This is a genomic window from Burkholderia savannae, from assembly GCF_001524445.2.
GTDB classification, from domain to species: Bacteria; Pseudomonadota; Gammaproteobacteria; order Burkholderiales; family Burkholderiaceae; genus Burkholderia; species Burkholderia savannae.
Genome location: NZ_CP013417.1, coordinates 1,100,255 through 1,114,047 on the forward strand (window position 1 = coordinate 1,100,255; position 13,793 = coordinate 1,114,047).

Here is a 13,793-nt window from a genome sequence, read left to right on the forward strand (position 1 = left end):
GGTCGCGCCATTACAGCTTGGCGCTCGTGAACGTCAGGGCCGTTCCCGCGCCCGCGATCACCAGCCAGTTGGTCGGATCGGTCGTCACGACGGTGGCGCTTCCCCCGGTCACGACCGGCAACTGGAAGGCGTTCTTCGGCAGCAGCCACGTCACGTCCTGCAGGCTCGTCGGCTGGGAAGCGGCGAACGACCAGCTGCTGCCCGTGTCCGTCGCCGTCCACGTGACGAGCAAGCGCTTTCTGTCGAACTGGGTCAGCTGATCCATCGTGTACCACTTGTATTGCCCCGTCGCGATCAACGTGTTCGCATAGGTGAAGATCGTCGAGAGCACGCCCGGATACCACGACGCGCCGAGCGGATGCATGTAGATGAGCCGGGTCGTGCGGTTGGCCACGACGAAGTTCATCAGCGCTTCGTACCAGTTCGTGACGTCCGTCGTCGACACGCCGAACTCCTGGAATTCCTCGAAAGTCGCGTACTTGCCGAACGGCATCACCGGGAATGCCCAGATGCCGGGGTTCAACAGCGCGCCGTTCCGGTAGGCGCGCGTTTGCGCCATGCCGGTGTGGCCGGTGAAGTAGTAGCCCGAATAGCCGTTGCTTTCGAGCCAGGTGACGGCCCAGGTCGGCGTATTGCCTTCAGGCGCGGCCCATTCGACATCCGGCTTGCCGGTCACCGTCTGCACCGCCTGGTGATTCAGCACGAGGTATTGCTGGAACGTGCTCTGATCGGTCTCGCTGGCATTGGCGCCCCAGTAGTCGTGATCCCAGCCGCCGTGGCTGCCGATGTTGTGCCCCTTGCTCAACAGGTACGTCATCAGCTGCTTCGCCTGCGTGTTGTTGGTCAGATTGATGCCGAGCCCGTCGCCGATCGCCGCGTCGTCCGGGCCGGCCGTCACGACGATCGAGAACGGCCCGTTGTTCCAGATGCCGAGCGACTTCAGATACTGGGCCGGCTGAATCATCTCTTCCGCGCAGAAATGCCAGTTGAGCACCATGCCCGCTTGCGCCCTCGGTTCGAGCGACAGGTGCGGCATCGACAGCACGTTCGTCGTGAAGTAGTGCAGGAAGCCGTGCAGCGGCATGCCGTCGGTCTGCCCTTCGAGGTAGCTGAGCGGCATGTTCACGAACAGCACGCCGCCGCTGCCGTACGGGTTATAGCCGGCGACGAGGCCGAAGTTCGGCGAGGTCAGCAGGGCCGTGCCGCTGTACGTGCCCTGCGTGACGAAGCTCGGGTAAGTGAGGAAGCCGTACACGTAGCCCGAGATGCCTTCGAGCGTGTCGGTGGTCGCGGCGGGCGACGTCGTGGCGAGCGCGGTCGCGCCCGTCGTCTTCTTCGTCGACGAAGACGTGCTCTTGGTCGACGTTGCCGTGTACGTGCCCGCCTTGACTTGCTGGCCCTTGGAAATCCGGCCGAGATCCAGACTGATATTCGACGCGAGCCCGTTCTCAGTCTTGTAGTTGAAGTATGCGTTGTGGTTGTAGCCGGACAATCCGCCGGGGTTGGACGGGCTCGGTTGCAGGTACAGAACCTGGCCGGGCGACGCGGACACCGACACCAGCGCCGACGTCTTGACGGCGGTCGTCGTGGTGGAGCCGCTCGTCGACCACGCCATCGACTTTCCGGGCGGAATCTGCAGCGCGCGCAGCGTGCTTCCCATGCCGGTCACGGGGCCGAGCCCGATCATGTTGCCGCCGAGCGAGTCGTACAGCACGTAGCTCACGCCCACCATCGAGCTGAATCTCGACTGAGGAACGGGATAGAAGCCGGTCGACGTGAGCGCGCCGAAATCGTAGACCATCATCACGCGCCCGCCGTTGAGCGCGTAGTTCTGGATCGCCGTCACGAGCGCATCGGCCGCGACGGTGTGAACCTGATCGGGAAGGATGAGGCCTTGATACTGTTGCAACGACGCGCCGGCCTGTTCGAACTGGCTGTCGTAGATGATCGAGATCTGCAGGCCTTCCTCGGAAGCCGCGTCGAGCCACGCCGACACGCGCGGATCGGGCAGCGTGAAATTGTCCGGCAACAGCAGCAGCAACTGATTCGAAACTGCATGGGCCCGTCCGGGAAGAATCGCGAAGCATAGCGAAAGTAGGATCAGGCACGTCCTGAAGAACCGAAATGACTTGACCAACATGGTGCTCTCCGTCGGGATGGACGATTGGTGATTTCCAACATTCCGAGTACGCGCCTCGTCCTGATGAACTCGTCCGCGACGCGTGCGAAGCATCGACGGGGAGGAGGATTTTGAATGTTCGGACAACCGGCGCACTGTCAGCCCGTGGCGTCGAGACGAATCGGACATGCCCCGGCAGGGCTTCCGTGAGGAAGCGCCGGATGACACGTCGTTCTTGAATGCGCGTCGAGCCCGCCGTTGGCAGCGTGAGGAGACAAGCTAGCGGCGTGCCAAGCCGGTCGGACGCCGGACGTATCGGGGCGCGGGGCGCAAGCGGGCGGCCGCTCCATAGGGAAATCGACGAGAAACGTCGCAGCATTGATACGTGGCGCGTCCGGCGCGAGGCGTGCCGGATCGGGTGGACGACGCAGCCCAGCGGGCCAACGACGAGCCGATGCGGCGCGGCGGCGCGACGCGATGCCGGCGTGCCGCCGGTGCGGCGACGGACGCCGGCATCGTGTGACGAATGCGTCCGCGCTAACCGGAGGATCGGGCGACTACATTGAGGCCGCGCGCAGCGCGGTGAAAGTGACGAAAATGCTGCGGATGTGCAACGTCGGTTCGCGTCATTTCACCTTGAACGAATAGTCACCCTGTGTCCGGTGGCCGTCGGAGGCCACGGCCACCCAGTGGACGACGTATTTGCCGGGCGCCAGCGCGGGCAACGCGACGCTGATCGTCTTCGCGTCGTTCGGCGCGACGGTCGCCTTCGCGCGGCTCACCGGCTTGCCGGTCGCGTCGCTGACCGTCAGCGCGCTGAACGCGGGCTCGAGCGGTCCGTCGAACACGATCGTCACGTTCGCGGGCGGCGGCACTTCGGCGCCCGCCGACGGAGTTTGCGATTGCGGGAAGACATGCGCGAACGCCGCCGGCGAAGCGACGACGCCCGCGACGATCGCCGCCGCGGCGCACGCAGGGTGAATTGGGCGAATTACGGTCACGTTCATTCTCCTTTGCCGAAGAGCGGCTTGCCGAGCGAGTTGGGGAGCACGTCGTCCAGATAGAGATGGGCTTGCAGCAAGACTCCGACGCCTTTTCCGCTGGCGCGATTGACGGGAATCTGCGCCTCGACGCCGAATTGCCCCCAGCGATTCAGCCAGAGCAGGCCGGGGTTGACGGTGCCGGTCGTATGGCCGGCGCACGGTCCGCCGGTGCAGGTGTTCATCGGAAATTCGACGACCGGAATCAGGTTGCTGAACGGGGCTTTGAGCCCGACGTCCTGCACGAAGTTCTGCAGGTACGGCAAGCTGTACTGCAACGTCACGCCCCAGTTCAGCGAGTCGGGATCGGCGCTGCTCGTCGTCAGCCGCGGCCCGACGGTGGCCGTGACCGCGAACGGGCGCAAGTATTTCAGGGCGTCGGGCAAATCGCCGAAACCCTTGCCGACGTACAGCGTCGGAGTCAGCGCGGAATGCGGGTCGGCGATCGCTTTTGAGCCGGTTCCGCCAAGCTCGGCGATCACGCCGACGGACGCCATGAATTCGTGTGCGGCGCTCACGTAGAAACGATACTTGGCGCCGAGCGCGAAGTTGTCGAACCCGCGCGCCGAGCCGCCGTTCGGCGCGTTCACGTTCACGTAGGTGCCGGTCAGGGACAGCGCGAAGCTCGGCGTGATCAGCTTGTCCCATTCGAGCGACGTCGTATTGGTGCCTTGGGCGTCGCCGTCGCCCGTTTGCGATTTGAGGTGGCCAAACTCGAGATTGAGTTCGTCGCCGACGCCGGGATCGTCGACCGCCATCGTCGCCGGGAACACGCGATTGCCCGCAATCGCATGGGCGGCGGCAACGCAGGGCGCGAAAAGCGTCGCGGCTACGGCAGCCGGGGCGACGAGCGTCGAGAGCGCGGGCAAACCGCCGCGAGGGGTAATGGTGCGCATGACTTATCCGTGTCGAAGGGTTGCATGGGGGCGATCGCGCGTCCGTTGGCGGACGCGCGACACCGCGGCGACGCAATGACGCGTTCGTCGCGGCAAGACTGCTTCAGTCAGGACAGGGCGGGCGGCGCGCGCGGCTGCGCCGTGGTGAACGGGACGCGGCGACGTATCGGCTGAACCGGTGCGGCCGATGACGTATGGCGCGCCCCGTTCTCGGGGGCGAATTCGGCGGTCGCGCTCGGTACCACGGGCACGTGGGCGAGCAATCCGCAATATGCGCACGCTTGCTCGTGAATCGCCTTTTCGGACGACGAGGATGTGTCGGACGGCGTCGCGTTTGAGCCGTCCCGCGCCGAGCAGACGGCGCCCGGCAGCGTGCCGGAATGACGGCTGTTCGACAGCGAGTGCGAGACCGTCGGCGCGAGCGTCGCCATCAGGATTGCGAACAATCCGAGAAGGCTGCCGATCTTGCGGTGGAGAAGGCGACGCATGGCCTTGAAAGGATGACGAACGAGCCCGAATGCTGCGGCGAATTATGGCATGCAACGATGATCCTTCCGATAGGAACATCTCTTTAAAAGGCAGGGCGAGATCAAGACGGATCGCTTCGAGCGTATATCGGAGCGGTGATGCGTGAGTTTGTCTTTCCATGAGCTTTCAGCGGTGGGTTGTCGTTGCCGCCTTTGCCCGTTCGTCGTCGGATGCCTGGGCGCTTGGCGCCGAGCCGCTTTCTCTCCGGTTGCCGAGCTTTCAAGCGCGGGCGCGTTTTCCTCGCGTGTTTCGGCCAAGGCGGGGCACGCGCATGGACGCGCTCATGATTGGCGGTAAGTAGAGGCGTCGTGCGCGGGTTGCGTCGGCGCTCGATCTTGACTGGTTGACGGCTTGTCGAGCGCGATGGTTGCCGAGGCGGATGTGCGCGCCGATGAACCGTGGATAACGCGGCCGCTTCGCGTGCGTGCCCGCATGACGACCACGTGCAAGGTCGGCCGCTGCAGATTCGTTGGATATCGTCGCGCGAATCGACGTTGGGATGCCCGGCTGCCCGTGCCGGTCGGGGATTTTTCCGGCGTTCACGCGCCGGCGCAGCAGCAATGGGGCGCCGGCAGCCGCTTGCCGTATGCGCGACGGCGGGCCGTATGCGTGGCGTTCGACGCGAGAGCGTCTTGTGGCGGTACGGCAAGAAGTACGGCCGACCGGTGATCGCCGATCGGCCACGATCTGATTGACGATGTGAACGCTGCTGCTGGGCTATCGAATGGCGAAGTGGCTTGCCGGCGCTCCGTTGTAGCACGTATTTCCGTAGATGTAGAAATCCCTATTTTCGGAGAACGCCGAGTATATGAGCGGGAAGACTTCTCTTTCGCTAAATGAGTACGAGGCGTCGAGAATCGTGGCCACGAGATTGCCGTTCGAGTCGGTTTCGATTTTGTTGATTTTTCCTGATTTGCAAACGATGTCTGCGGAGGCATAGGAGGAAAAAAGCATCATGACTGAAAAAATGATGGTCGAGAATATTTTCATGGTCTTCCTCTCGTTGAGCGCGTTGATGGCGTGAAAAAAGGAGCTGCTGGGCGGCACTGCATTGCCTCCGGGCAGGAAGCGATCGACGTCCGGATTGGCAATCTTTTTTAATGTCTGGTTCTGAGATATTGATGGAATGAGTTGTAATTATTTATCGGAATTAAGCGTGGTTTATGGGTGGTGCTGCGGCGCAGAATGGAGATTATGATTCGCACCTGGGTAGTTCAAATGGTATTAATTTATCATTGTTGATTTTCGATAGAGCGCGCCGGATGGTTTTGATTTTAAAAACCTCGGGCGTGATTGTTTTCGGTAAATGGGCGAAATGCGGCTGCGTATTGAATGTCGGATGTCGACGTTGCGCTCGGTGAAGGATGACGATGCTCGGAGCGGTCGATAGAGGCGGAAGCGAACGTGCGCCGATGCGGCGATGCGCCGATGCGCCGATGCGGCGATGCGGCGGAGCGTCGGGCGTCGCGTGCGCATGCGCACAAATGGTTTCGGTCTCCGTGACGAGGGGCTACGTCGAGGCGGACGTTGCAGGCAGCGGCAAGACTAGAAGGCGGGCAAGCGGCGGTCGGGAGCGGATATCGATTCGGTGGTGCGAGTGAATTGCAATCGTGCAGCCGCTTTTGACGCATGCGGATTCATGCCGCCCGGCAAAGTCGCGCAGATCGGCGTGACTCCGGCTCGCGCCTCCGCACCAAGCCCCCGATGCGCGGCGCTTTTCTTTTTTTGTTTTCCTGTTCGTTTTCTCGCCTTCCGGTGTGACAATCGCGTTCGGTTTGCATTCGCGGCACGCCGCGCGCGACGATCTGCTTCGATCGCGCGAGCGGCCGTCCGTTTGACGTTCGACCGGGAGCGCTCTTGGAACCGATTCATTCGAATTCGCCCGCGCCGTCGGGCCGCGTGTCGACGTCGGCGTCGATGTCGACGCAAACGGAACCGCGCGGCGGCCGCCTGCGTCGATTCTTCTTCGGCCGCGACGGCTTGCGCGCGCCGTGGGGCGCCGCGTTGTTCGTCGCGATCTTCGTCGGCGCGATCGCGGCATTCGCGTTCGTCTCGCACCGGTTGGTGCCGATGCCCGTGGGCGACGAGGCGCTGCCCGTCGCGAACGGCGCCGCCATGGAAGCGATGCAGCTCGCATCGGTTGCGCTCGCCACCTTTTTGCTCGCGTGGATCGAGCGTCGCTCGCCGTTTTCGTACGGACTGCAAGGCAGCGCACGCGCGTCGCGCTTCGCGGGCGGCGTGGTGTGCGGCTTCGCGGCGATATCGGCGCTGGTATTCGCGTTATGGCAAGCGGGGCTGCTGCGCTTCGACGCGCCGGCGATCCACGGCGCGCGCGCATGGGAATACGCGGCCGTCTGGGCCGCGATGTTCGTGATGACCGGGATTTTCGAGGAATCGCTGCTGCGCGGCTACCTGCTCCACAAGCTCGCGCGCTGGCTCGGCTTCTGGTGGGGCGCGGTGCTGCTGTCGGCGCTGTTCGGCGTGCTGCACGCGATGAGCCCGGACGAATCGATCATGGGGCTCGCGTCGGCGATGCTGTTCGGGCTCGTCTTCTGTCTGTCGCTTTGGTACACGGGATCGCTCTGGTGGGCGATCGGCTTTCATGCGGCGTGGGACTGGGGCGAATCGTACTTTTACGGCGCGCCGGACAGCGGCCGGCTCGTCGAAGGCGTGCGGCTGACCGCGCACCCCGTCGGCCATGCGCTGCTGAGCGGCGGCGCGGCCGGGCCCGAGGGCAGCGTGCTGGTTTTACCGTTGCTTGCGATCATCGCGCTCGCGATGTGGGGCTGGTGGGGGCGCGGCGCACGCGCGTCGCGGGTTGCGCTGCGCGGCCAAGGCGGCGGAATCGTGCGATAGGCGCGGACGACCGAAACGCGTGGCGCGAAGCCGGCCGCTTTCGGCCGGTTCGATGAAAGGGCGGCTGGGCAACCGGTGCGCGGCCACCGCGATCGGGGCGACGTGGGTGTGTCGGTCGCGCCTTCTGCGTGAGGAGGGCTATGCCGACGCGCGTGCGCGGCATGGCGGTCCGCCAGCAGACGGTTCATACCGCGCATGCAAAAAAGTCTCGGTTAGGCTCGGGCGGCGCGAGGAACGCATTGGCCGCATCCTCCGTGACGAAGGCCATGTCGATGCCGGGAAGCGCATGACATGGCAGCGGCCTTCGCCGCACGCTGACGCATCGCGCGTGACGTTGCGGATAGCTTCGCGCAAGGCAAGTTCGCCGCCGCGGCGTCCGCGTGCGAAGGCCATGCCCGTAGCCAATGAGTCGCGTCGTTGTATGCGGCCGGCGCGGCCGACGCGGCCGACGCGGCCGGCGCGGCGCAGCATGCATCGGTCGACGCCGCGCGCGCAGTCGAAAGACGGGCCGAACGGTTCACCGGCGATGGTGTCCGCCGTGCGCGTCGGCATCGCCGGGATACCCGAGTTACTCGCCGCGCCGCACCGCGTTTTCCCACGCGAGCTCGACGAACACCCGGCACAGCGCCTCCATCCCTTTCGCATCGTCGTCGTCGAAGCGGCCGATCAGCGGGCTGTCCACGTCCCATACGCCGATCAGTGTGCCGTCGCGCGCGACGAGCGGCACGACGATCTCCGATTGCGACGCCGAATCGCACGCGATGTGGCCGGCAAACGCGTGCACGTCGCGCACGACCTGCGTGCTGCGCGTCTGCGCGGCCGTGCCGCATACGCCTTTGCCGAGCGCGATGCGCACGCACGCGGGCTTGCCCTGGAACGGCCCGACGACGAGCTCGCGGCCATCGTAGAAATAGAAGCCAGCCCAGTTGAGGCCGTCGAGCGAGTGGTAGACGAGCGACGAGAAATTCGCCGCGTTGGCGACGACGTCGGTTTCCGTCTCGACGAGCGCACGCGCCTGCGCGGCGAGCGTTTCGTAGAGCGCGGGCTTCGACGACGGAAGGGTTTCGGAGAGCGCGAACATGAGCGATTGACGTGACGATTGAACGGCGGCCGCGCGCGGCCGTGGCTTGCGCAGTCTACGGGAATTCGGCGTGACGCGCGGCGTGGCCGTGCCGTCGACGGGGGGCGATCGGGCGCTCGAACAGGCGCTCGAACGAACGCACGCTTGGACGCCCATCGAGCGGCGCGCCGAGCGTCCGGGCGCACGTCTAGTCGGGCTCGAGCGCGGCGAAGCGCTGCGCGAGAAAGTCGAGCAGCGCGCGCACGGACGGCAGCAGCCCGCGGCGCGACGCGAACACCGCGTGCACGATCTCGCGCCGCGGCGCCCAGCCGGGCAGCAGTTGCCGCAGCTCGCCGCGGGCGAGCTGGTCGCGGACCATCATCGTCGGCAACTGGACGACGCCGACGCCCGCGACGGCCGCCGCGCGCAGCGCGGGCATGCCGCGCGTGACGAGCCGCGGCCGGTGACGGATCGCCGCGTGCGCGCCGTCGGGACCGTGCAGATTCCACACGTGCTCGTCTTGCGGCAGACCGAGCGCGAGGCTCGGCAGCGCGGCGAGATCGGCGGGCACGCGCGGCGCGCCGGCGCGCTCTAGCAGCCGCGGGCTCGCGACGAGGCATTGCCCGCGCTCCGCGAGCACGCGCAGCACGAGATCGCTGTCCTCGAGCGGCGGCGGCCGCACGCGCAGCGCGACGTCGATGCCTTCGCCGACGACATCGACGCGCCGGTTCGTTTCCTCAAGATGAATCTCGACGAGCGGACATTCGGCCATGAACGCCGCGACCATGTCGCCGACGAGCGCATCGAGGAGCACGACGGGGCAGGTCACCCGGACGATGCCGCGCGGCTCCGCGCGCATCAGCGCGACCGCCTCGTCGGCCGCATCCGCCTCGACGAGCATCGCGCGGCAATGCGCGTAATAGGTCTGGCCGGTGTCCGTGACCGCGAAGCGCCGCGTCGAGCGCTGAATGAGGCGCATGCCGAGCCGCTCCTCGAGCAGCGCGATCCGGCGGCTCAGCTTCGACTTCGGCATGTTGAGCGCGCGCCCGGCGGGTGCGAAGCCGCCGTGATCGACGACCTGGACGAAGTAATAGAGATCGTTCAGATCCCGCATGATTCATCGTTCTCCATATGGAACGCTGAGTGCGATTTTCGCGCACTACCGAAGGTATCGTTCAGATTCTATCTTCTATCCATTGATCGAAGCGATCGCTTCGGCCAGGAACGAAAGGAGAGGAACATGAAGCAAATCGTCGGGGTGTACAGCGCGCCTCGCTCGCATTGGGTCGGCGACGGCTTTCCGGCGCGGTCCCTGTTCAGCTACGACAGCCACGGCGCGCATCTGAGCCCGTTCTTGCTGCTCGACTACGCCGGCCCCGCGCGCTTCGAGCCGACGGCCCGCCGGCGCGGCGTCGGCCAGCATCCGCACCGCGGGTTCGAGACGGTGACGATCGTCTATCAGGGCGAAGTCGACCATCGCGACTCGACGGGCGCGGGCGGCCATATCGGCCCGGGCGACGTCCAGTGGATGACGGCGGCGGGCGGCATCCTGCACGAGGAGTTCCATTCGGAGCAGTTCGCGCGCAACGGCGGCACGCTCGAGATGGTGCAGCTCTGGGTGAACCTGCCCGCGAAGGACAAGCTGTCCGAGCCCGGCTACCAGACGCTGCTGAGCGACAGCATCCCGAGCGTCGAGTTGCCCGACGGCGCGGGGCGCGTGCGGGTGATCGCGGGCGAGTTCGACGGCCGCCGCGGGCCGGCGCGCACGCACACGCCGCTCGACGTGTGGGACGTGCGCCTCGAGCAGGGCGGCCGTGCGCGGTTTCGCGCCGAGGCGGGCCGCACGCTCGCGCTCGTCGTGCTGCGCGGCACGGCGCTCGTGAACGGCGAGGAAGTCGTGCGCGAGGCGCAGTTCGTGCAGTTCGCGCGGGACGGGAGCGACGTCGAAATCGAAGCGAACAACGACGTGACGCTGCTGTGGCTGAGCGGCGAACCGATCGACGAGCCGATCGTCGGCTACGGTCCGTTCGTGATGAACAGCGAAGCGCAGATCCGTCAGGCGGTCGACGATTTCAACGCCGGCCGCTTCGGCAAGATGAGCGCTTAGCGAAGGAAGACGGCCCCGCGACGAGCGGGGCTTCTTTCGTGCGTCGTGCGTGCGGGGCCGCGTGCGGACGCGAATGGCCGGCCTGCGTCGAGCTCGCGGGCGCGCGGCCGCTGCCGTGCGGCGCGCGCGTCGGCCTTGCATTCGCGAAGCGGCCGCGCGCCCGTTCGAGGCATAATCGATCGTTCCGCGCTTTGCAGCAGCGCCGCCAATCATTCGGAATATCGATCATGTCCACATCCACGACGGCGGCTTCGTCCGCCACCGCCGCGCCGCCGCCCGTCGCGCTCGACTGGCGCTGGAAGCCGTTCGACGCGCTGACGCCGCGGGAAATCTACGCGATCCTCTCCGCGCGCAGCGACGCGTTCGTCGTCGAGCAGAACTGCGTGTACCGCGACATCGATCACGCGGATTTTGACGCGTGGCACCTCGGCGCATACGACGCGCAGGGCCGTCTCGCATGCTACCTGCGGGTGCTGCCGCCCGACGCGGCGGAGCCGGACGTGCGGATCGGACGCGTGCTGACGACGCAGCCGTTTCGCGGCATGGGCCTCGGCAACGCGATGCTCGCGGCCGCGCTCGAGCGCGTGCGCGTGCAGTGGCCCGGCACGCCGATCAGCCTGCACGCGCAGGCGCATTTGCAGAAGTTCTACGGCGCGTTCGGCTTCGCGCCGAGCTCGGACGTGCACGACGAAGACGGCATTGCGCACGTCTGGATGCGCTCGATCGCGTGAGGCCCGCCGCGAGCGGCCGCGCCGAACTCGCCGACTAAGCGCAGATTAAGTGCCGATCGAGCGTCGATCGAGAACCGATCGAGAACCGACTAAGCGCCGACTAAGCGCGGGATCTGCATGGGTTCGGCGCGCGACGCGCGATCGTCAGGGCGTCGAGCGGGCGGCGCGGATGCGCGCGAGCTCGGCGCGCGCCGCGCGCTCGTCGGACAGCCGGCCGCGCGCGGACAGGCGCATCCAGTGTCGCAGCGCGATCAGCGCGCCGATCACGCTCATCATCGAGCCGGGAATCCACAGCAGCAGCCCGCCGATCTGCTGGTCGCGCAGCGGGCTCAGCCACGTGAACGCGCGCCCGCAGATCGAATAGATCGGATAGAGCTCGTGCGGCGTGAAGAAGATCAGCGCGCCGAGCACGATCTGCGGCGGGATCGCCGCGACGACCATCAGGATGCGCCGCCCCGGCGCGAGCCGCGCGGGCGGCGCGGGCCGCGGATCGACGACGAGCCACCAGAACAGCAGCCCGTCGATCACCATGCTCCAGTTCATCACGCGATAGAGCCGCCAGTCGAGCATCGCGACGAAGTGGATCGGCGAGAGCAGCCAGAAATAGATCAGGCCGACGAACAGCACGACCGCGACGACCGGATTGAACAGCACGTCGAGCGTTGCGCGCACGAACGGCTGCGCGAGCGCTGGGCGCACGTAGCGCTGCCGCCACGAGAACGGGACGCCGGCGCGGATCGCCGCGCCCGGATACGACAGCGCGATGAAGAACGGCCCGAGGTGATGCAGCACCAGATGCTGCGCGCGGTGCATGAAGAACTCGTGCTCGAAGAAGTAGTCGAGGCGCGTGTGCAGCGCGACGTACAGCGCGGCGAGTCCGAACCAGAACGCGACGCGCCGCGACGTCGACACCTTCGCCTTGCGCGCGCCGCGCGCGAACAGCACGCCGGCCGCGAGCACCGCGATCACGACGGTGGGCGACGGCTCCCACGGCTCGAGCCAGTACAGCAGGTTCATCGCGCGACGCTTACTTGGCGGCGGGCGACTTCACGACGAACGGCGCGTCGAGCTTCTCGCCGTCGGAGAACTGCATGCGCAGATGCACGGTGTCGCCCGGCTTGATCGCGCGCTTCGGCTCCTCGAGCATGAAGTGATAGCCGCCCGGCGCGATGTCGACCTTGCCGCGCGCGGGGATCGTCAGCTTGTCGACCATCTCCATCTTTTGCGTCGAGCCGTTCGACACGGTCTGGTGCAGCATCGTCATCCCGTATTCGGGGCTGTCGACGTCGACGAGATCGATCGGCTTGTCGCTCGCGTTGACGAGCGTCACGTAGCCGGCGGCGGGCAGCTTGTTCGGCAGCCAGCGCACCCACGCGTTCTGCGCGCTGATCGAAGCGGCGCCGGCGGCGTACGCGTGCAGGCTGAGCGAGAGGGCGGCGAGCGCGGCGAGGGATTTCGGTTTGAGCGTCATCGGCTTGTCGGTAAGTGAGTTCCGGTTCAGGAACGGTTGGCGATGATCCGGCGCAGATCGGCGGCGATCGCGTCGGGGGAATCCTGGTCGGTGGCGAGCAGGCGCGCGCGGCCTTGCGCGTCGAACACGTAGACGGCGGAGCTGTGCGTGACCTCGTAGTTGCCGTTCGGATCGCGCTTTTCCATCTGATACGCGACGCGGTAGCGCTTCGCGAGCGATTCGATCTGCTGCTCGCTGCCCGTGAGCCCGTATGCGTGCTCGGCGTCGAACGCGCCGACATAGTCGCGCATCGCGGCCGGCGTGTCGCGCGCCGGATCGACCGACACGAACAGGATGCGCACGCCGCCGCGCGCGTCGGGGCCGAGCAGCGCGAGCACCTGCATCAGGCGCGCCATCGTCTCGGGGCACACGTCCGGGCAATGCGTGTAGCCGAAGTAGACGAGCGCGATGCGGCCGCGGAACGCGGACGCGTCGATCGGCTTGCCGTCCTCGCCCGTGAGCGAGAACGTCAGGTCGGGCAGATGGCTCGTCACGTTCGTGAGCCGCCACGGCTCGCCGCGCGGCGAGCAGCCGGCGAGCGCGGCCGCCGCCGCGCAGGCGGCGGCGAAGCGGATCACGCGCGTTGTGCGGGCGCAAGCGGGCGAGGCGGCACGCGCGCGCGCCGCGAAAAGGGGAAGCGGCATCGGCGAATTCGGTTCGAAGCAATCTTGCGCGACGGCGAAGCGCGGCGGTTTCGGGGGCGATCGAGGCGTCGTCCGCGATGGCGTCGTCCGCGATGGCGGACGCATCGATCATGCCGCGCCTCTGGCGCGCGGCCGCGTCCCGGCTCGTGCGTCGGGCCCGGCCGCGAGGGCCTCGGATCTCGGCTCCTCGGCTCCTCGGATCGAGGATCGAGGATCGAGGATCGAGGATCGAGGATCGCGGCGCATCGGCGTCTCGCTGTTTCTATCGGCGGTTGCGACTGTAGCGCAATTTGATCGAGATC

General features: G+C 66.6%; 13 protein-coding genes. 3 read left to right on the forward strand and 10 right to left on the reverse strand.

Annotation, left to right across the window (positions count from 1 at the left end):
* Positions 1-10: 10 nt before the first annotated feature.
* The 5 genes from WS78_RS05590 to WS78_RS05610 all read right to left on the reverse strand — a co-directional run bounded on the left by WS78_RS05590 (position 11) and on the right by WS78_RS05610 (position 5,573).
* A complete protein-coding gene (locus WS78_RS05590) occupies positions 11-2,140 on the reverse strand; it encodes a polysaccharide deacetylase family protein (protein ID WP_059584820.1) in 2,130 nt (709 codons plus the stop codon).
* Positions 2,141-2,745: 605 nt separating this feature from the next.
* Entirely contained in the window at positions 2,746-3,111 is a 366-nt protein-coding gene (locus WS78_RS05595; protein WP_394335877.1) for a copper resistance protein CopC, read from the reverse strand.
* Between the two features lie 11 nt (positions 3,112-3,122).
* Positions 3,123-4,055: a hypothetical protein gene (locus WS78_RS05600; RefSeq protein ID WP_197419392.1), complete on the reverse strand. Its 933-nt coding sequence runs from the start codon at positions 4,053-4,055 to the stop codon at positions 3,123-3,125.
* A 107-nt stretch (positions 4,056-4,162) separates the two neighbouring features.
* A complete protein-coding gene (locus WS78_RS05605; protein WP_231752101.1) occupies positions 4,163-4,486 on the reverse strand; it encodes a DUF2946 domain-containing protein in 324 nt (107 codons plus the stop codon).
* An 814-nt stretch (positions 4,487-5,300) separates the two neighbouring features.
* On the reverse strand, positions 5,301-5,573 hold the full coding sequence (locus WS78_RS05610) for a hypothetical protein (protein WP_059584833.1): 273 nt from the start codon (positions 5,571-5,573) through the stop codon (positions 5,301-5,303).
* An 867-nt stretch (positions 5,574-6,440) separates the two neighbouring features.
* On the opposite strand from WS78_RS05610, the gene WS78_RS05615 reads away from it, so the two are divergent.
* Positions 6,441-7,439, forward strand: a complete 999-nt coding sequence (locus tag WS78_RS05615) for a CPBP family intramembrane glutamic endopeptidase (RefSeq protein WP_059584814.1) — start codon at positions 6,441-6,443, stop codon at positions 7,437-7,439.
* Positions 7,440-8,007: 568 nt separating this feature from the next.
* Here WS78_RS05615 and WS78_RS05620 read toward each other — a convergent pair.
* Together WS78_RS05620 and WS78_RS05625 are read right to left on the reverse strand one after the other, a co-directional pair.
* Positions 8,008-8,520, reverse strand: a complete 513-nt coding sequence (locus WS78_RS05620) for a GAF domain-containing protein (protein WP_038751122.1) — start codon at positions 8,518-8,520, stop codon at positions 8,008-8,010.
* 187 nt (positions 8,521-8,707) lie between these two features.
* Positions 8,708-9,613, reverse strand: a complete 906-nt coding sequence (locus WS78_RS05625; protein ID WP_059584812.1) for a LysR family transcriptional regulator — start codon at positions 9,611-9,613, stop codon at positions 8,708-8,710.
* A 126-nt stretch (positions 9,614-9,739) separates the two neighbouring features.
* On the opposite strand from WS78_RS05625, the gene WS78_RS05630 reads away from it, so the two are divergent.
* Positions 9,740-10,606, forward strand: a complete 867-nt coding sequence (locus WS78_RS05630) for a pirin family protein (RefSeq protein ID WP_038751118.1) — start codon at positions 9,740-9,742, stop codon at positions 10,604-10,606.
* Between the two features lie 227 nt (positions 10,607-10,833).
* The gene (locus WS78_RS05635) at positions 10,834-11,337 is read left to right on the forward strand and encodes a GNAT family N-acetyltransferase (RefSeq protein ID WP_059584831.1); all 504 of its coding nucleotides are present in this window, start codon (positions 10,834-10,836) and stop codon (positions 11,335-11,337) included.
* Positions 11,338-11,481: 144 nt separating this feature from the next.
* On the opposite strand, the gene WS78_RS05640 is transcribed toward WS78_RS05635, so the two are convergent.
* Genes WS78_RS05640 through WS78_RS05650 form a run of 3 tightly spaced genes read right to left on the reverse strand, consistent with a single transcriptional unit; the run spans position 11,482 to position 13,491 of the window.
* Positions 11,482-12,354, reverse strand: a complete 873-nt coding sequence (locus tag WS78_RS05640) for a cytochrome c oxidase assembly protein (protein WP_059584807.1) — start codon at positions 12,352-12,354, stop codon at positions 11,482-11,484.
* A gap of 10 nt (positions 12,355-12,364) precedes the next feature.
* A complete protein-coding gene (locus WS78_RS05645; protein ID WP_038751112.1) occupies positions 12,365-12,808 on the reverse strand; it encodes a copper chaperone PCu(A)C in 444 nt (147 codons plus the stop codon).
* A 26-nt stretch (positions 12,809-12,834) separates the two neighbouring features.
* Complete coding sequence (locus tag WS78_RS05650) at positions 12,835-13,491, reverse strand: SCO family protein (protein ID WP_059584806.1); 657 nt, start codon at positions 13,489-13,491, stop codon at positions 12,835-12,837.
* Positions 13,492-13,793: the final 302 nt, after the last annotated feature.

What these genes read in the sequence shown, in the direction of transcription:
- WS78_RS05630 (WP_038751118.1), top strand. Translation starts at nt 9,740, where the DNA reads ATGAAGCAAATCGTCGGGGTGTACAGCGCGCCTCGCTCGCATTGGGTC.
- WS78_RS05625 (WP_059584812.1), bottom strand. Translation starts at nt 9,613, where the DNA reads ATGCGGGATCTGAACGATCTCTATTACTTCGTCCAGGTCGTCGATCAC.
- WS78_RS05645 (WP_038751112.1), bottom strand. Translation starts at nt 12,808, where the DNA reads ATGACGCTCAAACCGAAATCCCTCGCCGCGCTCGCCGCCCTCTCGCTC.
- WS78_RS05590 (WP_059584820.1), bottom strand. Translation starts at nt 2,140, where the DNA reads ATGTTGGTCAAGTCATTTCGGTTCTTCAGGACGTGCCTGATCCTACTT.
- WS78_RS05610 (WP_059584833.1), bottom strand. Translation starts at nt 5,573, where the DNA reads ATGAAAATATTCTCGACCATCATTTTTTCAGTCATGATGCTTTTTTCC.
- WS78_RS05620 (WP_038751122.1), bottom strand. Translation starts at nt 8,520, where the DNA reads ATGTTCGCGCTCTCCGAAACCCTTCCGTCGTCGAAGCCCGCGCTCTAC.
- WS78_RS05640 (WP_059584807.1), bottom strand. Translation starts at nt 12,354, where the DNA reads ATGAACCTGCTGTACTGGCTCGAGCCGTGGGAGCCGTCGCCCACCGTC.
- WS78_RS05650 (WP_059584806.1), bottom strand. Translation starts at nt 13,491, where the DNA reads ATGCCGCTTCCCCTTTTCGCGGCGCGCGCGCGTGCCGCCTCGCCCGCT.
- WS78_RS05635 (WP_059584831.1), top strand. Translation starts at nt 10,834, where the DNA reads ATGTCCACATCCACGACGGCGGCTTCGTCCGCCACCGCCGCGCCGCCG.
- WS78_RS05605 (WP_231752101.1), bottom strand. Translation starts at nt 4,486, where the DNA reads ATGGCGACGCTCGCGCCGACGGTCTCGCACTCGCTGTCGAACAGCCGT.
- WS78_RS05600 (WP_197419392.1), bottom strand. Translation starts at nt 4,055, where the DNA reads ATGCGCACCATTACCCCTCGCGGCGGTTTGCCCGCGCTCTCGACGCTC.